This window comes from Bradyrhizobium zhanjiangense, from assembly GCF_004114935.1.
GTDB lineage: Bacteria > Pseudomonadota > Alphaproteobacteria > Rhizobiales > Xanthobacteraceae > Bradyrhizobium > Bradyrhizobium zhanjiangense.
The window spans coordinates 8,248,821-8,267,835 of the sequence record NZ_CP022221.1; the positions used below are offsets into that span (position 1 = coordinate 8,248,821).

Consider the following 19,015-nt stretch of genomic DNA (forward strand, 5'->3'; position numbering starts at 1 on the left):
CGCGGCAGCTTGAGACGTGTCGCAAGAGCGGCCAGAGGGACGCGTGTCATGCTATCCACCATCGCGGATTACACCAGACTGACCAAGGATATGGGTAAGTCGCTGACACAGGTCGCGAAACAGCCGGACGTCAGCCGCGAGACCGATTATTTCCTCAGCCATATCGGCAACGTGAAGACCATCGACGATTTCCTGAAGGACTACCGGCTCTACTCCTATGCAATGAAGGCCTATGGCCTCAGCGACATGACCTACGCCAAAGCGTTCATGCGCAAGGTGCTGACCGAAGGTGTCGCCAACAAGAACACCTTCGCCAACAAGCTCACCGACGTCCGCTATCGTGAATTCGCCACGGCGTTCAACTTCGCCGCCCTCGGCAGCAACGCCACCCAGACCACCCAGGCCACGACCGGGACGGCGACCCAATATGTCAGGCAGACGATGGAGCAGAAGGCCGGCGACCAGAACGAGGGCCTGCGGCTGGCGCTGTATTTCACCCGCAAGGCCTCCACCGTCACCACCGCCTACCAGATCCTCGCCGACAAGGCGCTGACGCAGGTGGTTCAGACCGCGCTCGGCCTGCCGTCGACGATCAGCTCGGCCGACATCGACGCCCAGGCCAAGATGATCACGGACAAGATCAAGCTCACCGATTTCCAGGACCCGGCCAAGGTCACCAAATTCGTGCAGCGCTTTGCCGCGATGTGGGATGCGGCCCAGGCCCAGAGCGACAACTCGACCAACCCCGCGCTGGTCCTGATCGGCGGCGCGTCGTCGATGGCCAGCATGGATACCGACATGCTCTCGAAACTTCAGTCCATCCGCTTCGGAAAGTAAGTCATGCAATCGGCTCTCTATGTGGGATTGTCGGCGCAGGTCGCCCTCGAAAAGCGCCTTCAGACGATCGCCAACAACGTCGCCAACGTCAACACCGCAGCGTTCCGCACCGACGTGGTGAAGTTCGAGACCGTGCTGTCCAAGGCGGGCGCGAACCCGGTCGCCTTCTCCTCGCCCGGCGACAACATCATCTCCCGCGAGATGGGCAACATCACCGAGAGCGGCAATCCGCTCGACGTCGCCGTGGTCGGACAGGGCTGGATCGCCTTCGCCGGTCCGAACGGCACGGTCTATACCCGTGACGGCCGCCTCCAGATCGCCCCCAACGGCGACCTTCAGACCGTGTCCGGTTTTCCCGTGATCGATTCCGGCGGCGCGCAGATCACGCTCGATCCCAACGGCGGACCGATCTCGATCGCGCGCAGCGGCGCCATCACCCAGGACAACAACGAGATCGGCACCATCGGCCTGTTCAGCATTCCCGCTGACGCCAATCTCGAGCGCTATGGCAATTCCGGCGTCACGCCCGATCGTCCCGCGACCGCGATCGCCGATTTCTCCCGCGACGGCTTCAAGCAAGGCTACGTCGAAGGCTCTGGCGCCAATCCGATGATGGAATTGACGAAGCTGATCGCAGCCTCGCGCGCCTTCGACGGCACCAATTCGATGATCGAGGGCACCGAGAGCTCGCTCCAGAATGCAATCCGGACGCTGGGCGAACCCGGCAAATAGGCTGCGCCTCGCGCGCAATGAGGTTGGACGGTTTCCTTGAACGCTCTTCGGCAACTCGAGTGGGCGCTGCTGGAGCTTCAGCAGAGCACTCCCCTGGCAAGCGTCAGCGGCGCGATCTCCGAGATCGCGCCGACGCATTTCCGCGTCTCCGGCCTGTCGCGCTTCGTCAGGCTCGGCGAGCTCATCGGCGTCAATGCGGCCGCCAGGCCCCAGATCGGCGAGGTGGTGCGGATCGACAGCGAGGGCATCATCGCCAAGCCGTTCGATCGCCAATTCGCAGGCGGGCTGGGCTCGGTCGCATACCGGATGCCGCCGCTGTCCTTTGCGCCCGATCCGAGCTGGAAGGGCCGCGTCATCAATGCGCTCGGCGCACCGCTGGACGGCCAGGGGCCCCTCACGCCGGGATCGCGTGCGGTCTCGGCGGAAGCCGAGGCACCTTCGGCCATGAAGCGCGCACGCGTGCACAAGCCGCTGCGCACCGGCGTGCGCGTCATCGACCTGTTCTCGCCGATCTGCGCCGGCCAGCGCGTCGGCATCTTTGCCGGCTCCGGCGTCGGCAAATCGACGCTGCTGGCGATGCTCGCCCGCAGCCAGGGTTTTGACACGGTCGTGCTGGCGCTGGTCGGCGAGCGCGGCCGCGAGGTGCGCGAGTTCATCGAGGACGTGCTGGGCACCGACCGTCACCGCGCCGTCACCATCGTGTCGACGGGAGACGAGAGCCCGATGATGCGGCGGCTGGCGCCGAAGACGGCGATGGCGGTCGCCGAATATTTCCGCGACCGCGGCGAATCGGTGCTGCTGATGGTCGATTCGATCACCCGCTTCGCCCACGCCGCCCGCGAGGTTGCACTCGCCGCAGGCGAGCCCGCGGTCGCGCGCGGCTACGCGCCGACGGTCTTCACCGATCTGCCGCGGCTTCTGGAGCGCGCCGGCCCAGGCGAGGAGGGATCCGGCACGATCACTGGGATTTTCTCCGTGCTGGTCGACGGCGACGATCACAACGAGCCGATCGCCGACACCATCCGCAGCACGCTCGATGGACACATCGTGCTCTCCAGGCACATCGCCGACCAGGCGCGCTATCCGGCCGTGGACGTTCTCGCCTCGGTCTCCCGCCTCGCCCATAACGTCTGGGACCCCGAAGAGCGCGAATTGGTGAGCAAGCTGCGCGCCATGATCGCCAAATACGAGGACACGCGCGACCTTCGCCTGATGGGCGGATATCAATCGGGACGTGATTCGGGTCTTGACCAGGCGGTCGACATGGTTCCGAGAATCTACAGCGCGATGCGGCAGGACGCGTCGGCCCCACCGAGCGCCGATCCATTCCGCGAACTCCGGGACATGCTCAGGGGCGAGTAGCAGGTTGCGCGGTGAGATGGCGCGCGACGCCGTCGTGCCCTGCCCGTTGTTTTCGACAGCCGATTGCGCATGCGGCCACGCTTCCAGCGCATGCGCACGCGCAGCCATGACCGGCTTGCGTCGCGGGAACGTCAGTCGATTGGACGAGAGGAATCGAGCAGAAGCGACGAACGGGCCATTCCTGCGACCGCGACCGCAACAACCGCCGCGTGCAATTCCTGTGAGTTCCCTCAGGTGATTCCCCGACGGTCGTACAAGTTGTGGATGACATGCCGACGCACATCGTCGTCATGCACAAGCTTCGATCAACTTGCATCAACGACAGACAGCAACGTGGCGTGCACAAACCGACGTATAGTTGCGTGCATGCTGCTCATCGGGCAGCGTATTGCGTTCACTATCATGTGTGCCGACGAGCGAGATTGTCTTGAACGTTACATTCGCCCGCAACGACATCCAGTCTTAGAGAGCGTCTGTACTTGATTTTGTTGAGAAGCTCATTCATCGTTTCGATGGATACAAGAAACGTCTGCTTGCGACTTGAACTTTTAGGGGCCTCGGTTGAACTACTCCGATCCATCGTCTGCTGGCGACGGCAACTCGGGCTCCCGTGCGACGACGACGCTATTGGTATGCCCTCAGCGACGCAGGCTTGCGCTTCGAACGACGCGGCGCCCATCAGTCCGGGTCGGTCGCGTTGCAGTCCCTGCCTTCGAGCGAGAATTGGACACGACGTGCTCGTCGGGCACCTCCAGCGGTCTGACGCCTCACGACGGATTCGCAAGCCAGGGCGCGAGGCGGCTTCGGAACGCCGCACACGAAGTTCCGGGGACGAGGTAGATTCATGCCATTGGCGCGAGAAGCCGTCGAGCTGCTGGTTCAGGCGGCGAGGGCTTGGTATTTCGAAGGCAATCAGCATGGATTGCGCGATCGCGAATGGATGGCGCTGCGCTTTCTCGGCCGCGCCAACAGGTTCTCGCGCACGCCGTCCGCGCTTGCCGGCTTCATCGGCGCCACCAGGGCCACGGCATCGCAGATCGTGAAGACGCTCGAGGGCAAGTCCTTCCTGGTGCGAAAGCCGTCGCACGAGGACAAGCGTTCGGTCGTGCTTCACGTCACCGCGCAAGGCGAGAAATGCCTGAGCCAGCACGACCCGATCAATCACGTGCTGAACGCAGTCACCTCGCTCGGCACTGACGAGTGCATCAGATTGCGTGACTCGCTGCGGGAGATCCTCAATCATCTCGACGCGGCCCATCAGCGCCTCGACGCCAGCATCTGCCGGGACTGCATGTTTCTCGCCGAACGCGGCCCGGGCACCGGCAAGGGACGCGCGACCGCCGAGTTCATGTGCCGGCTGTATCGCGCCCCTGTTTCGCTCGAGGAGACCGAGCTGCTCTGCACCAGCTTCGAGCGCACCCGCGACCGCCCGAAGATCGAGGCACATCTCGACCGCGCGCGGGTGGCAAGCCAGGGGTGAGGCGCGCACTGTCGTCCTGGCGAAAGCCAGGACCCATTACCCCAAATGCACATTGTTGCGGCAAGTCGATTGCCACACGATGCTTTCACCTCAGAGTTCAGTGATAATTGGTCCTGGCTTTCGCCAGGACGACGTTGGGGGGGCATGTGTGCAACTGCCTCCACATCGTCATTGCGAGCGCAGCGAAGCAATCCAGAGTCTTTCCGAGGCGGGATTCTGGATTGCTTCGTCGCAAGGGCTCCTCGCAATGACGGAGCAAGGGGCACCGCCGTCGTCCTCCAATTCGCTGTCATTCCCCGTCACCGGGTCTCGCCTTCGGCGAGCCCGATGACAGGCTCCGGCGGGGAATCCAATACGCCGCGGCCTCTCGATTGAACCTCAACCGTCTGGAATACTGGATCGCCCGGTCGAGCCGGGCGATGACAGCGAGTTTGTGGCGTGCGCGTGCCACAGGCTCGTCATTGCGAGCGCAAGCGAAGCAATCCAGAATCCCTCCGCGGCAAGCTTCTGGATTGCTTCGTCGCAAGGGCTCCTCGCAATGACGGAGCCAGGGCAATGGCGTCGTTCTCAAATTCGCATCTGCGTTGCAGACACGCCTTCGCCTTCTCGCGGCGCGTTTGGCTTCGTCGCTCCACCCTCTCGATGCAAGAGGGCGCAGGGAAGGCCAGGTGCCGGCTGGCACCCACGGTCCGCTGTGCGCGTGTAGCGCAAAAGAAATTGCACAGCGGCATACAGGTGAAGCCGTACACACGGCCTTCCCTGCGCAGTGGTCGGACGGCTTATGCCGCGCTCTCCCGGGAGCCGAGTTCCTTCTGGCCTCCCTCACCCCGCGAATTGACGATGCCGTCCGCCCGGTCGGGCTCGCGCGCATCTTCGAAGGGCTTGACCGTAGCAACGACGGCCAGGACCACACGGTTTTGCCGTACGCGCAGCTCGCATGTTCGCCGCAGAGTTTTCCCGCGCTGTCGACGTCACGGGAAAATGCTGGCGAGACGAGCCTTTCAGCGCCGCTCGTCCGCACGCGGCTGCGAGCTCACAGGGACTACCCGCCCTGCCCGCACCCTTCGTGCCGACGCTGCCGCGTCCACCGCAACCCGGCTCGCGACACGTGACGACACAAGATCGCCCCTCAAGAGTGAGCCGGGATGGCCGACACATACGACAAATCCGAATTTCTGTAAAGTCGAATCTTTTGGCGAGGACGGATTGACAACGCCGCATGTGGAAACATCCAGGTGTTTTGCCCGTCGGGCGCCGTAGCCCGGATGGAGCGTTGTCCGGGATCGCACCCCCAATTCTACAGCGCCCGGGATTACGCTTCCGCTCCGTACGAGGGGTCGGATATGCGCACAAAAAAACACCCGGCGGTTTCCCGCCGGGTGTTCGTTCCACTGGTTGGAAAGATCTTACCAGTTGCGCTGGGCGCGCAGGATCATGGCGATCGAGTCCTGGTCCTTCAGCTCGTACACAGCGGTCGGCTTGGCAGTGTTGGCAGCCGGGCTGAGGACGGCCGTGCCCGAATACTTCTGGTCGAGGTGCGTCCAGGAGAGGTCGGCCGAGAACGTCAGGTTCTTGATCGGGGTCCAGCGGGTGACGATACCGAGCTGGCCGATAGCGAAGTCGGGGTTGCAGCTCGTCACACCGGCGAGGCCGCCGAACACGCCACCTGTACCGCCAGCGCCACAGAGCGTGGTCTTGGCAAGCGTGCCGAACTGGGCCTGAGCGTAGGCACCGTAGAGCGCGGAGTTCCAGTTGGGATTCCAGTTGTGGGTGTAAGCGCCACGGAAGCCCCAGGTCTTGACCGTCTCCTGCTGCGAGCCGGTGACGAACACCGTGTCAGGAGCATTGGCGAAGCCGACGCTCTGATAGGCAATGCCCGAGCTGCCGAACAGCGAATACGTGCTGCCCGACAGGTTCTGGAAGTTGTAGCGGGTCGCACCGTCGGTGTAGACGCCCTGGATGTTGATCGTGTCACCCGCGCCGGTCGGGATGTTCTTGATCGACAGAGCGAGCTGAACTGCCCAACCCCACTTGTCGTCGGGGTGGCCGGTCGGCTCGGTCGCGCCGTAGTAGGCGACGTGGTTGTCATGCGCGGCAACCGACGCCTGGAACAGGCCCCAGGCCTGGTCGACGCGCACCTGAGCAACGAGGTTCGGCGAACGCGAGCCGCCGATGGCGTTGGAGCCGTACGAACCGCCAACCATGGTAGCCGCAGTCGCGCCGGACATGTTGAGGTTGCCGGCCTGATAATAGGCCGTCGCGTCTTCCGCCGAGAACGCCGCCGTCACGCCCTGACCGAAGTCAGCGGTATAGGTGAACTGGTTGACACCAGTGACCGTGCCGCTGCCGCCGACGAGATTGTCGGTGATGTTGCCCGGATAGTTGGTCCAGGGCGCATCGAACTGCGACACGGCCTTACCCATGGTGAAGCCGGCGAACTGGATGAAGGCGTAATACACGCCGAGCGCACCGCCCGAGGTGCCGCCGTCCGACGGGTTGATGGTGGTGGTGCCAGCCGTCGTGGCGGTGTAGCCAGTCGTGCCCGTAGCGGAGCCCGTGCCGGCGTAGCCACCGGTGGTCCAAGTGAAGACCGCGTCGAAATAGGTGCGGACCACGCCGTACTCGGTCGCGGTGCGCGTGTCGATGTTCAGGTCTTCACGAGCACGGAAGGTGTAGTAGTTCGCGAGGCGGTTGCGGGCGCCGGCAAAACCGCTCTGGTTCGGGCTGAAGTCCGAGTTGGTGTTGAAGTTCGCGTCGGCGCGCAGATAGCCGCCCAGCTTGATGCAGGTGTCGGTGCCCGGGATGTAGTAGAAACCGGCGCCGTACAGCGAGCAGATCTTGACGTATTCGACCGCCTTGGCCTTCACCGGCAGATCGGCTGCGAACGCCCCGGAGACGGCCATCAGGCCGGCTGCCGAGCCGAGAAACAGCGTCTTCGTTAACTTCATTCGTAAACCTCCAGGTCGCTTCAGGGGGCTCGGCTCCTCGGAGGACGCCGCTTCACCCACTTTGATTTCCGTTCAATTCAGGTCCGCACTGAAGGTCCGGACTGAAACGACAGCGAGGTGCCCCCCCTCCGTCGTTCCTTTCGTATAGTTTATAAAAACAATCACCTCAATTTGTTGATTTAGTAAATCGCTGTTTCCGGCGCGGATGTGGCCCAAAGGCAACAGAGCGTTTGCAGGCCATAAATAAACGGAAAAGCCCTCAGGGGGCATCCTGAGGGCTTTTTTGAAGGTCTCACGTCGCCGGCCGTGACAAGGTCAAGAGCCACAGAGAGAGTGGTCGAGACGTAATTTAATCAATTGATTTTTGCAAGCACTAAACTGTCCGTCGCTTTCAGAGTGCAACATCTGCGCCATCTTCGTGCGCGACAGGCGAGACGCCTGCTCAATATCCCGTTACTATCCGCAAAAAGGGATCAAAGGAATCGAACGAGGGAAGCCAGGGTGCTCGAGAAGAAGCTCGACAGGGCGATTACGGAATTCATTTGGAACGTCGTCGAAATCCACTCCCAGCTGGAGGACATCCACACCAGCTGGGCCGGACTGCTGGGCATCACCCAGCCGCAATGGCTCATCCTGATGGCCATCACCGAACTCGATAAGGGGCGAGGCGTCGCCGGCATCGACATCGCGAATAAGTTGCGGGTCCACCCCGCGTTCGTCACCAACCAAACCAAGACGCTCGAAAGGCGCGGATTTCTGTCGCGACGAGCGGCCCCGGACGATGCCCGCTTCGTTCTGATGTCGCTCACCGCAAAGGCGACCACGGAAATCGAAAAGCTGGCCAAGCGAAAGCTCGCCTTTAACTCGACCATGTTCAATGAACTCGACGAAAAGACCTTGGCCGAGTTGAACGCCACGCTCGCGACGATCGCCAAGAACGCCCGGTTGGCGGCACGATTGCTGGCGATCGAGGCTTCATGATCCGCCTGGCCCCGGGCGCTTCACAGGTCCACGTGATGCGCTAGAGGTAAGTCACGGGATCGAATTGACGAGCCACTCCAAACTTGCTGTCGAGCCATTGGACAATGAAATTGTCGGCGGCGATGAAATTCTCGACCTCACCCAGCGGGTGCGGGATGCGGTTCGGCACGACGACCGAGCAATCGGCTCCGGCCCGCCGATAGGTGGCCTGCAACTCGAGAGCCTCTCGCTCCCGCAGCATCGAGCGGCTGCCGACCACCATGAGAAGCGGGCAAGCGATCCGACGCGACGGCGGCAACGCGCCATTCGAGGCTCTCTCATCGACGCCGGTCATCCAATGCACTGATGCGCGACGCGCGACCGAGGTCAATAGTCCGGCGTCGCACACCGCGGCGGCTATCCGGCAGTCCGAAACGGCGAGGCGGGAGGCACGACTGGCACCCGTCCCTTCGCCATAGACCGCGATCTGCTGCGCGTCGACATCCTGACGCGCTTCCAGATAGTCCAGCCAGCACTGAAGCATTTGCGGCTCCACGCCGCGGCTACCGGGTGAGGCGCCGGCACCGAGGAAGAGGAGTGACGTGGTCCCGCCGCGTGTGGCCGGCAACAGCCGGCTCATCATCGAGTCCAGCGTGATGTCCTCGTCACCAATGCAGATAATTGCGGGTGCGCAAGGTCCGCCACGCGACGCCGGCACGAAGAAGCCGGACAGCGGGCCCTGATCGAGGCCATCGATCTCGACGCGCTCGATCGCCGGACCGAACCCGTCCATGAAAGCTTTCAGGTTGGCTCCGACCCTGCCTGCGAGGCCGGCCAGCGCCGGATCCTCCGGACAGGACAAGCTTCGCGCGACTTCGAGGGCCGTGAGCGAACACAGCCCCGCTTCCGACGCAACCCGGGCCGAACCATCTCTGCGCGCGGACTCGGCGAACAGCCGGTAGTCGTCTGCGACCCGCAGCCAATCCGCGACCCACAGATGTCTGTGCGTCTCACGCGCAAGCTCTGCACCGGTGAGGCTTTCGAAGAATTCGGACACGCGATTGCGCAAGCCCGTCAGATCGCGACCGGCACCGTCGCGCGAGCCGTGAGGCCAATGATCACCTTCCATGTCCCCCCCGAATGGCGCCGTCAGCGGCTGCCCGGACATGGATGGCGAGAACGCAATGCAGTCTCCGCACCGCGTGCGCCCGCTTGCGCCTTTTGCGCGATACGATTCATCCTGACGATCGCTCCGCCTTCGCTTCGCGCAGCGAAGTTGCCGGCGCTCCATCGTTCAAACGAGCCGGTCCCGATACGACGTCCCCGCCGGCTCAACTCAGTCGTCACAGCTCAGCTCCCTTGCTGACACTTGGTCTGCGCCCCGCGCCATTCTGGCATTTTTGCGGTCCCCGGTTTGTAGTTTTTTGTTGTGACGGGCGCCTAAAATATAGAGGGGCTTGATGACAGAGGAGGCAATCGCGATTTCAGCGGCAGATCCGGCGGATTGTCATCTGATCGTCGCAAACCGCCGCGCGACGCGCCGCTCCAGCTGTTTGCCTCTCCCGCGAGCCGGAAGAGCGATACGATTTTGCCGAATTCTTTAAATCGAGATTCTCGGCGTTGTGACCGAAGCGGCCGTGCCTTGCCGTCCTGACGTTTGCGAGCCTTGCCGCGGCACGATCCTGTTGAGCTCCTCGTCAAAATGCGAACGAAGCGGGAATATCAGCCGCCTTTGTATGCATTATCCCAGTTGCCATCCTCGCGCACTTCGCTTTACATGCGGCCAACCCGCCCTCGGACCACGGCCGAGGCCCAAAATCACATGACCGCACTGAGGGACGAAACATGGCGCGTAACATTTTGATTCTTGGGGCTTCCTACGGCTCGCTGCTGGGCACGAAGCTGCTGATGGCGGGTCATAACGTGACCCTGGTCTGCCGCGCCAAGACCGCGGAGCTGATCAACCGGGACGGTACCGAGGTGCGCATCAAGTTGCGCGACGAGGCAGTGCACCGCGCGATCTTCTCGCGCGACCTGCCCGGCAAGCTCGACGCCGTGACACCGGCCAATGTCGACCTCTCCCGTTACGACCTGGTTGGCCTGGCGATGCAGGAGCCGCAATACACCAACCACACGGTGCGCGTTCTCATGGTCAAGATCGCCGCGGCGAAGCTGCCGTGCCTGTCGATCATGAACATGCCGCCGCTGCCCTATCTGAAGCGGATTCCGGCGCTCGCGGACATGGATCTCGAGGAGGCCTACACCAATGCGCAGGTGTGGGAGCGATTCGAGCCGGGGCTGGTGACGCTGTGCTCGCCCGACCCGCAGGCGTTCCGTCCGCCGGAAGAGGCGGCGAACGTGCTCCATGTCGGCCTGCCCACAAACTTCAAGGCATCGGTGTTCGCAGACGAGAAGCACAACAAGCTGCTGCGCGAGCTCGAAGCCGACATCGACGCGGTGACACTCGACGGCCACGACGTGCCAGTGAAGCTGAAGGTGTTCGACTCGTTGTTCGTGCCACTGGCGAAATGGTCGATGCTGCTGACCGGCAATTACCGCTGCATCACGCCCAATGAGCCGCAGTCGATCCGCGACGCGGTGCACGGCGATCTCAAGCGCTCGCAGACGATCTACGACCATGTCGACGCGATCGCCCGCCGCCTCGGCGCCGATCCGCAGGATCAGGTGCCGTTCGCGAAATATGCCAAGGCCGCCGAAAGCCTGCTCAAGCCGTCATCGGCCGCCCGTGCGGTCGCGAGCGGAGCGCCCTTCATCGAGCGCGTCGACCTATTGGTGAAGCTGATCTCGCATCAGCTCGGTGTGCCCAATGCCGAGATCGACCGCACCGTCGACACCGTCGACCAGAAGCTGAACGAGAAGATCGTGCAGGGCGGAGCGGGCGCGCAGTAGCGCGCCGTTTCCAGCAACGTCAGCCCTCACGCGCTCCAGAGCGATTGAATCCGGATCACGCCGGTCATGGCGACCAGCGTGACTGCACCGGTGCGCGTGACCAGGTCGAAATGTCCGAGACGGCGGGCGCCGGCGCCGAGCGTTGCGCCCAACGTCACCATGCCGCGCCGCCGTGACGATCTGAACCAGCGCTCACTGCAGATTCGGCGTACCGCACTGTTCCCAGTGTGGCGCAAACTCAACGACGGTCGTCGCACATCGGACGCACGGCCGGGTCGTCGCCCTCGCATCGCACCTACGCGCGGTCCACTGATATCACGACTGCGTGAGACCACGGCATGCCGCCCGTCATATCCCGGCGCTTCGCGAGCAAAGCGAGCCGATTCGACGCGAACGGGCTTCCCTCACGTGCAGGCCCTTCATTCGCGCAAACGTTGCATGCGCGCAGAACGGGTCCGACTGCTTGCCCAGCCGGCAGAGAGGTGAGCAACATATCTTTTTAGGTCAGGTGTCTATGACCTGTTTGCCGGTCCGTTGTTCCGGCATGATCGCAATGCACGGCCAAGAGAACAAGAACAACAACAATGGATCAGGCGATGCTGAGCGTCGTCCGCGCGGTCGAGGCAGGCGCGACGACGATGAAGAGCGTGATCGACGCCACCGGACTGTCCCGTCTCAAGATCGAGCGCGCGTTGACCGCACTGGAGAAGCAGAAGCTGCTGGTGCGCGACGGCCAGGGCTTTCGCGCGACCGGCCTGCCGAAGGCGGCGCGCCCGGTTCGGCAATGCGGCTCGTGCAACGCCTGCTGCGATATCCTCGAAGTGGCCGGCGTCGACAAGCCGGTGAACCAGCTCTGCAAACATTGGCAGGCGGGCACGGGATGCACCATCTACGATCGCCGCCCGCAAATGTGCCGGTCGTTCGTCTGTGCCTGGCTGCAGGGCCATCTCGATGACGACTGGTTTCCGGCGACGTCGGGCATCGTGGTGCATTTCAGCCAGGACGCCGTCAACGTCACGGTCGACGATGATTGTCCCGATCGCTGGCGCGAGGAGCCTTATTTCAGCAAGCTTGCCGAATGGTCGCTGAACGGGATCAGGCGGATCGGAAACCGCGGCTATGCGACCCTCGTCGTGTCCGGCACCGCGCGGTTCCTGCTGCTGGGACGCACCGTCGTTCCCGATCCGACGCTGTTCGGCACCGCATTCCTGCCGCTCACCGCCGACACCTTCCGGTTCTGGCGGGCGACGTCGCCCGAGCATTTGCAGCGGCTGCATGAGCGCATAGCCGAGATCGAACGGATCAGGCAGGAATTCGGATCCTGCGTCATTCCTGAGAACGAGGACGACGATCCGCAACCGCCCTATCGGCCTGTGCTTCTACAGCTGTCGCATCACGCCTGAACTCCGCCGTGGGCAACACGGCCTGATTCGCGCGGTAGCGCTCGACGCGCCCCGGCCGGGTTGATAAGCCCCTGTCCGCGAATGACGGGACTTGAGTCGGGGACATGACGGTTGCGATCGAGATGGGGCAGACCACGGCGGGTGCCGCGGCGGCCATGGACCTCGAGGAACTGCTGGCGACCCGCCTCCTGGTGCAGGGCAATTCGGGCTCCGGCAAATCGCATCTCTTGCGACGGCTCCTGGAACAGAGCGCGCCCTGGGTGCAGCAGGCCATCATCGACCCCGAAGGTGACTTTGTCACGCTGGCCGAGCGCTTCGGCCATCTGGTGATCGAAGCCGAGGATCACACCGAGCGCGGCCTTCAGGTCGCCGGCGAGCGCGCGCGGCTGCATCGCGTCTCCACCGTGCTTAATCTCGAAGGGCTCGACGCCGAGAACCAGATGCGGCGCGCCGCGGCGTTCCTCGGCGGGATGTTCGACGTCGACCGCGATCATTGGTACCCGATGCTGGTGGTCGTCGACGAGGCGCAGCTGTTTGCGCCGGCGGTTGCGGGCGAAGTCTCGGACGAGGCGCGAAAACTGTCGCTCGGCGCCATGACCAATCTGATGTGCCGCGGCCGCAAGCGCGGGCTCGCCGGCATCATCGCAACCCAGCGTTTGGCGAAGCTCGCCAAGAATGTCGCAGCGGAAGCCTCCAACTTCCTGATGGGCCGGACCTTTCTCGACATCGACATGGCGCGCGCCGCCGACCTGCTCGGCATGGAGCGGCGGCAGGCCGAAGCTTTTCGCGATCTCGAGCGCGGACAGTTCATGGCACTGGGACCTGCGCTGTCGCGCCGCCCCCTGCGCTTGAACATCGGCCCGACCGACACGAGCCCGCGCAATTCCACACCGCGGCTGATGCCGCTGCCGGAAGCGACGCTGGAAGATGCGCGCGCCGTGATCCTGGCGGCGCCGCCGCCCGATGCCAGCCGCCCGCAGCGCCGGCCCGCGCCGGATCTGCTCGAGCAGCTGCGCGCCGCAAAGGCGGCCGCCGCGCCCGAAGCGCGCGCGGAACCGATCGAGCTGCCGGTCAGCGCCGAAGAGCTCGCTGAGCGGCGCGAGCGCGTGGATCGTACCCTTCGTGCCGTGCTGGCCGAGCCCGACGCCGGCTTCCGCGCCATCGGCGTGCTCTATCAGGAGTTCGTGGTCCGCTGCCGCATCGAGGGGCTCGGCGCGGCCGTGCCTGATCTCAACGAATTCCGCCGCATGCTGACGCATGCGCGGGCCGGGCTCGGCACTGATCTCGCCGACGATGACGCCTGGCAGGACGTCTCGCTGCGCGCCTCGATCCTGCCCGACGACATGCAGGGCGTGTTCATGATGATCGCGCGCGCGGCGAAGGAGGGCTGGCCGTGTCCCGGCGATGCCGCGATCGCCCGCGCCTATGGCTCGCACTCGCTGCGCCGCGCGCAGCGGCTGCTCAGCTATATGGAGGAGCAGGGCCTGATCGTCTGCCAGCTCGACGGCGGCGGCCGCCGGATCGTGACGCTGGTGGAGCTGGCCTGGGCGACGGCGCCGGGCGATCCCAATGGCGATGATTTGCCGATGGAGCCCGCGCAGAGCGCGGCCGCGCTCTGAGCCCGCGGATTCAGGGGCGTCTCCTCACCTACGCCGCCTCGGTCGCATCGAAGCCGCGGGCCGCACCCGGCGCATCATCCGCGAACATGCGGCGATAGAGTATGACCGAGACGAGCCAGGCGACCGCGAACAGCGCGATCACGACGAAGCCGACATTGGCCAGCGACTCGTTGAGGCCCTCGACCACCGCCCACACGCCGCCGGAGAGATCGAGCCGATCGCTGATCAGGCCGAGCGCCTCGATGCCGCCGATGAAGAGCGCCACCGCGACCGAGGCCCCGGTGATCGTGAGGTTGTACCAGAGTTTTCGCAGGGGATCGACGAAGGCCCAGCGATAGGCGCTCACCATCAATGCGGAGTCTGCGGTGTCGACGAGCGCCATGCCTGATGCAAACAGCGCCGGAAAGACCAGGACATCGGCGAGCGACGAACCGCGCGCGGCTTCACTGGCGGAAATGCTGAGCAGGCCGATCTCGGTCGCGGTATCGAAACCAAGCCCGAACAGGAACCCGAGCGGGTACATATGCCCCGGCTTTGTCACCAGGCGGAACATCGGCCCGAGCAGGCGCGCCAGGACGCCGTGATTGGCGAGCGGCGCATCGAGGCCTGCGGCGTCGTGAACGCCGTGCTCTCGCGCCGCGCGAAACGTCCGCCACAGGCCGGCGAAGATGGCGAGGTTGATGGCCGCGATTACCAGCAGGAACAGCGCCGACACTGACGTGCCGATCAAGCCGCCGATCTCCTTGAGCAGGCTGTCGCCGCCAAGGCTCACCACGCCGAGCGCGAGCAGCATGGTCGCGACCACGACGACGGTGGAATGGCCTAGCGCGAAATAGAGGCCGACGCTGCGCGGCGCGCCGCCCGCCTGCATCAGCTTGCGGACGACGTTGTCGATGGCGGCGATGTGGTCGGCATCGACGGCGTGGCGGAGGCCGAAGACCCAGGCCAGCAGCGCGGTCGCCATCACCGTCGGCCGGTCGCCGAAACGCGCAAAGGCCCACGCCCACGCGGCGATGTTGGCGGCAATGAGCGCGCCGAACAACAGCGCCGCTCCGGGCTCGACCGCCCGCAAAGACCATCTCGTCACGACAATCATTCCGTCCGTTGCACGCCCCGTCGCGCCAGCGGTATGATTTTTTCATAAGATGGTCATACTGACCAGTGCAATCCCGGAGGGGCGGCACGGATTTGCAGCGGTGCTTGCGGCCATCGTTCGAGACGCCCGCTCGCGCGGGCCCTCAGGATGAGGTCTTATTTTGCGACAAAGCCGTGGACCCTCATGGTGAGGAGCCCGCAATAGCGGGCGTCTCGAACCATGAGATCAAGCTCGCCCTACGCAGCTTCCGAGCCGCCGAGATAGGCGTCGCGGATGCGGGGATCGTCTTTCAGTGTCCGCGCCGGGCCGGAGAGCACGATCCTGCCGGTCTGGAGCACATAGGCTTCATGCGCGATCTCGAGCGCGAGGCTGGCATTCTGCTCGACCATGAACACCGAGACGCCGTCCTGATTGATGGTGCGGATCAGCTCCAGCACGCGGTCGACATAGAGCGGCGACAGGCCCATGGTCGGCTCGTCCATCACGATCAAGCGGGGACGGCTCATCAGCGCGCGCGCCATCGCCACCATCTGCTGCTCGCCGCCGGAGAGCGAGCCGGCGCGCTGCGACAGCCGCTGGCCGAGCTTTGGGAACAGCGTGAGCATCCTGTCGAGATCCTGGGCCACGACATCGCGATCATTGCGCACGAAGGCGCCCATCAAGATGTTCTCGCGGACGCTCATGTCCGCGAACAGCCGCCGCGCCTCCGGCACCGAGGCGATGCCGCGGCGGACGATCTGCGGCGTGGTCAGCCCGATCAGCGATGCACCGTCGAACGTCACCTCGCCCGAGCGCGGTTTCACCAGGCCAAGGATGATCTTCATCGTCGTCGACTTGCCGCTGGCATTGCCGCCGAGCAGGCAGACGATGTGGCCGCGCGCGACCGATATCGACAGGTCGAAATGCACCTGGGCCTGGCCATAGAAGGTGTTGACATCAGACAGCGCCAGCAGCGGTGCGGGAGAAAGGTTCGTCATGCCGCACTCTCCTGCTCCGCCGCTCCTGAGAGGCCGTGGCCGAGATAGGCCTCGATCACCTTGGGATCGCTCCGCACCACCTCGCCCGGCCCTTCCGCGATCTTCTTGCCCTCGTCCATGACGATGACGCGGTCGGACAGCCGCATCACCATTTCCAGCTTGTGCTCGATCAGGAGGATGGTCAGCCCCTCCGCCTTCAGCTCGGCAACGAGGGCCTGCATCTCCGCGGTCTCGGTCGGGTTCATGCCGGCGGTCGGCTCGTCCAGCAGCAACAGGCGCGGCTTCAGCGCCAGCGCACGTGCAATCTCGACGCGGCGGCGGTTGGCGTAGGAGAGGCTATAGGCGGGCTGGTCGATCCGCGGCAGCAGCCGTTCGCCGAAGCGGGCGAGAATGGCTTTCACCTCTTCGCGCAGCCGCTCCTCCTCGTCTCTGACACTCGCAGGACGCAGCAGCGCCAGCCCCAATTCCAGCAGCGGGCCGATCACCGGCACGGCCGGCTTCACTGCGCGCAACCGCGTGTGCGCGCCGATCAGGACGTTGTCCATGACGCTGAGATTGCCGAAGACGCGGCCGAGCTGGAAGGTGCGCGCAATGCCCTGGCCTGCGAGCCGTTCCGGCGACAGACCCGTGATGTCCTGCCTTGCGAAGCTGACAGTACCGGCATCGGGCCGGTCGAGACCGGTCACGAGATTGAACAGCGTCGTCTTGCCGGCGCCGTTCGGGCCGATGATGCTGATCAGCTCGCCCCTGGCGAGGTCGAGATCGATGGCATCGACCGCGGTGAGACCGCCGAAGCGGCGCGTCAGCCCGCGCAGGGACAACATGGGGATGTGCTGCTCGGACATCAGATCGTCCCCAACAGGCCCTGCGGCCTGAACCGCACGAGCAGCAAGAGCACGATGCCGTAGATCAGGATGCGATACTCCGCCGCGATCCGGAAGACTTCCGGCAGGCCGACCAGCGCCACCGATCCGAGAATTGCGCCGACGACGTTGCCGAGGCCGCCGAGGATGACGACGGTCAGCGCCAGGATCGACTGCTGCGTGTTGAAGGTCTCGTGGTTGATGTAGGAATAGAGATGCGCGGCGATGCCGCCGCTGACACCGGCAGCGAACCCGCCGAAGATGAAGGCCAGCGACTTGTAACGGTTGAGGCTGAGGCCATAGGCACGCCCGGCGATGTCGTCGTCGCGGATGGCACGAAAACTGCGGCCGAGATGCGAGGCAAGCAGGCGGCCCTGAAGCAGCGCCAGCACGACCATCACCGCAAGGCTGAACCAGTAGACCGACGCCGGGCTGATCAGGTCGTAGCCGAACAGCGACAGCGGCGGGATGCCGGAGATGCCGATCGGGCCGCGCGTGACGCTCTCCCAGTTCAGGATCACCAGCGACACGATCTCGCCGATGGCAAGCGTTGCGATCGACACGTAATGCCCGCGCAAACGGAACGACGGCGAGATCAGGAGCGTGCCGAGCGCTGCGCTCATCAGGCCGCCGCCGATGATGGCGAGGCCGACCGGAACGGAGAAAGCCAGCGACAGCAGCGCGGCGGTGTAGGCGCCGATCGCCAGCAGCGCGGCATGGCCGAGCGAGACCTGGCCCACTGTGCCCGCAACCAGCGTGAGGCTGAGCGCGAGCATGCCGAGGAGCCAGGCGTTGATCAGGGTCTGGAGCACGTAGAAGGACACCGGGAACAGCGGCAGGATCGCGAACCCACCGACGGCGACCAGCAAGGCCCAGCGCGGAATGCGCACCGGGCGGCTCGGCGCGATGAAAGTGCCGGTGAGCGGCTCCGGCGGCGCCTGCCGGGCACTCGCAAACAGGCCGTTCGGCCGCAGCACGAGCACGACGACCAGCAGCAGAAAGGCGAACAGGTTGCGGTAGCTGGTGCCGAACACGGCGACGCCGTAGCTTTCGACCAATCCGAGCAGCAGGCTGCCGACCACCGCGCCCGGCACGTTGCCGGCGCCGCCGACGACTTCGGCAACGACGCCCTTGAGCGTGGCCTGAAGGCTCATCGCGGTGTCGATCTGGTTGTAGTACATGCCGACCAGCATGCCGGAGACACCGCCGAGCGCTGCCGCAATGCCGAACACGGCCTGATTGACCCGGTTGACGTCGACGCCCATCTGCATCGCGGCGTCACGGTCCTGCGCGGTGGCACGCACCGCCCAGCCGAGCTTGGTATAGCGCAGGAACACGAACAGCAGCAGCGCGCTGGCGATGCCAACGCTGGCAATGAGCAGATCAAGCGGCCCGATCGTGCCGTTGCCGACCTGGAAGCGGACGTCCGGCAATTGGCTCGGCAACGCGCGCGGATTGGGCGAGAAGGTCAGCATCACCAGCTGATCGAGCACGAAACTGATGCCGATCGTCGCCAAGAGCGGCGCGATACGCACCGAGTTCTGCAGCGGACGGAGGCCGAACCGCTCGATGATCAACCCGACGATCGCGGCGGCGACCGCGACCACGATGATGGTGAGCAGCAGCGGTGTATGCAGCTGCACCACCGCGACCCAGCCGATATAGGCGCCGACGAGATAGATCGAGCCCTGGGCAAAGTTGATCAACCGGCTGACGCCGAAGATCAGCGCGAGCCCGACCGCAACGAGGGCATAGACATTGCCGACGATCAGTCCGTTGATCGTGTAGTCGAGCCAGGAAGCCACGCGAAGGTCCCAAGTTGAGAGAA

Annotated in this window: 15 protein-coding genes; 8 read left to right on the plus strand and 7 right to left on the minus strand. The window is 64.6% G+C overall.

Features of this window, described 5'->3' with window-relative positions; translation table 11 throughout:
• The first annotated feature begins 48 nt into the window (after positions 1-48).
• The 4 genes from XH85_RS39420 to XH85_RS39435 all read left to right on the plus strand — a co-directional run bounded on the left by XH85_RS39420 (position 49) and on the right by XH85_RS39435 (position 4,411).
• Entirely contained in the window at positions 49-837 is a 789-nt protein-coding gene (locus tag XH85_RS39420; RefSeq protein WP_091880387.1) for a DUF1217 domain-containing protein, read from the plus strand.
• A 3-nt stretch (positions 838-840) separates the two neighbouring features.
• Positions 841-1,569, plus strand: a complete 729-nt coding sequence (gene flgF / locus XH85_RS39425; protein WP_128936248.1) for a flagellar basal-body rod protein FlgF — start codon at positions 841-843, stop codon at positions 1,567-1,569.
• Positions 1,570-1,605: 36 nt separating this feature from the next.
• Complete coding sequence (gene fliI, locus XH85_RS39430; RefSeq protein WP_128936249.1) at positions 1,606-2,931, plus strand: flagellar protein export ATPase FliI; 1,326 nt, start codon at positions 1,606-1,608, stop codon at positions 2,929-2,931.
• Between the two features lie 844 nt (positions 2,932-3,775).
• The gene (locus XH85_RS39435; RefSeq protein WP_091879929.1) at positions 3,776-4,411 is read left to right on the plus strand and encodes a MarR family winged helix-turn-helix transcriptional regulator; all 636 of its coding nucleotides are present in this window, start codon (positions 3,776-3,778) and stop codon (positions 4,409-4,411) included.
• Between the two features lie 1,406 nt (positions 4,412-5,817).
• On the opposite strand, the gene XH85_RS39450 is transcribed toward XH85_RS39435, so the two are convergent.
• The gene (locus XH85_RS39450; protein WP_128936250.1) at positions 5,818-7,359 is read right to left on the minus strand and encodes a porin; all 1,542 of its coding nucleotides are present in this window, start codon (positions 7,357-7,359) and stop codon (positions 5,818-5,820) included.
• 501 nt (positions 7,360-7,860) lie between these two features.
• Between XH85_RS39450 and XH85_RS39455 the strand changes: the two genes are divergently transcribed.
• Positions 7,861-8,340, plus strand: a complete 480-nt coding sequence (locus XH85_RS39455; RefSeq protein ID WP_128936251.1) for a MarR family winged helix-turn-helix transcriptional regulator — start codon at positions 7,861-7,863, stop codon at positions 8,338-8,340.
• 40 nt (positions 8,341-8,380) lie between these two features.
• On the opposite strand, the gene XH85_RS39460 is transcribed toward XH85_RS39455, so the two are convergent.
• Positions 8,381-9,448 carry an alpha/beta hydrolase family protein gene (locus tag XH85_RS39460; protein WP_128936252.1) on the minus strand — a complete coding sequence of 356 codons (1,068 nt, stop codon included), beginning with the start codon at positions 9,446-9,448 and terminating at the stop codon, positions 8,381-8,383.
• A gap of 716 nt (positions 9,449-10,164) precedes the next feature.
• On the opposite strand from XH85_RS39460, the gene XH85_RS39465 reads away from it, so the two are divergent.
• A complete protein-coding gene (locus tag XH85_RS39465; RefSeq protein WP_128936253.1) occupies positions 10,165-11,229 on the plus strand; it encodes a ketopantoate reductase family protein in 1,065 nt (354 codons plus the stop codon).
• Positions 11,230-11,255: 26 nt separating this feature from the next.
• Here XH85_RS39465 and XH85_RS47520 read toward each other — a convergent pair whose 3' ends face one another.
• On the minus strand, positions 11,256-11,390 hold the full coding sequence (locus XH85_RS47520) for a hypothetical protein (RefSeq protein WP_276485141.1): 135 nt from the start codon (positions 11,388-11,390) through the stop codon (positions 11,256-11,258).
• A 423-nt stretch (positions 11,391-11,813) separates the two neighbouring features.
• On the opposite strand from XH85_RS47520, the gene XH85_RS39470 reads away from it, so the two are divergent.
• Positions 11,814-12,632 (plus strand): YkgJ family cysteine cluster protein, encoded by an 819-nt coding sequence (locus tag XH85_RS39470; RefSeq protein ID WP_128936254.1) that lies wholly within the window; start codon positions 11,814-11,816, stop codon positions 12,630-12,632.
• A 104-nt stretch (positions 12,633-12,736) separates the two neighbouring features.
• Positions 12,737-14,251 carry a helicase HerA domain-containing protein gene (locus XH85_RS39475; protein WP_128936255.1) on the plus strand — a complete coding sequence of 505 codons (1,515 nt, stop codon included), beginning with the start codon at positions 12,737-12,739 and terminating at the stop codon, positions 14,249-14,251.
• 28 nt (positions 14,252-14,279) lie between these two features.
• Here XH85_RS39475 and XH85_RS39480 read toward each other — a convergent pair whose 3' ends face one another.
• The 4 genes from XH85_RS39480 to XH85_RS39495 all read right to left on the minus strand — a co-directional run bounded on the left by XH85_RS39480 (position 14,280) and on the right by XH85_RS39495 (position 18,992).
• Positions 14,280-15,347: a HoxN/HupN/NixA family nickel/cobalt transporter gene (locus tag XH85_RS39480; RefSeq protein WP_128936256.1), complete on the minus strand. Its 1,068-nt coding sequence runs from the start codon at positions 15,345-15,347 to the stop codon at positions 14,280-14,282.
• Between the two features lie 236 nt (positions 15,348-15,583).
• On the minus strand, positions 15,584-16,324 hold the full coding sequence (locus tag XH85_RS39485; protein ID WP_128936257.1) for an ABC transporter ATP-binding protein: 741 nt from the start codon (positions 16,322-16,324) through the stop codon (positions 15,584-15,586).
• On the minus strand, positions 16,321-17,169 hold the full coding sequence (locus XH85_RS39490) for an ABC transporter ATP-binding protein (protein WP_164940148.1): 849 nt from the start codon (positions 17,167-17,169) through the stop codon (positions 16,321-16,323). The genes XH85_RS39485 and XH85_RS39490 overlap by 4 nt, the downstream gene beginning before the upstream one ends.
• Positions 17,169-18,992, minus strand: coding sequence for an ABC transporter permease (locus XH85_RS39495; RefSeq protein WP_128936259.1), 1,824 nt, complete (start codon positions 18,990-18,992; stop codon positions 17,169-17,171). Before XH85_RS39495 ends, XH85_RS39490 begins: the two co-directional genes overlap by 1 nt.
• Between the last annotated feature and the right edge of the window lie 23 nt (positions 18,993-19,015).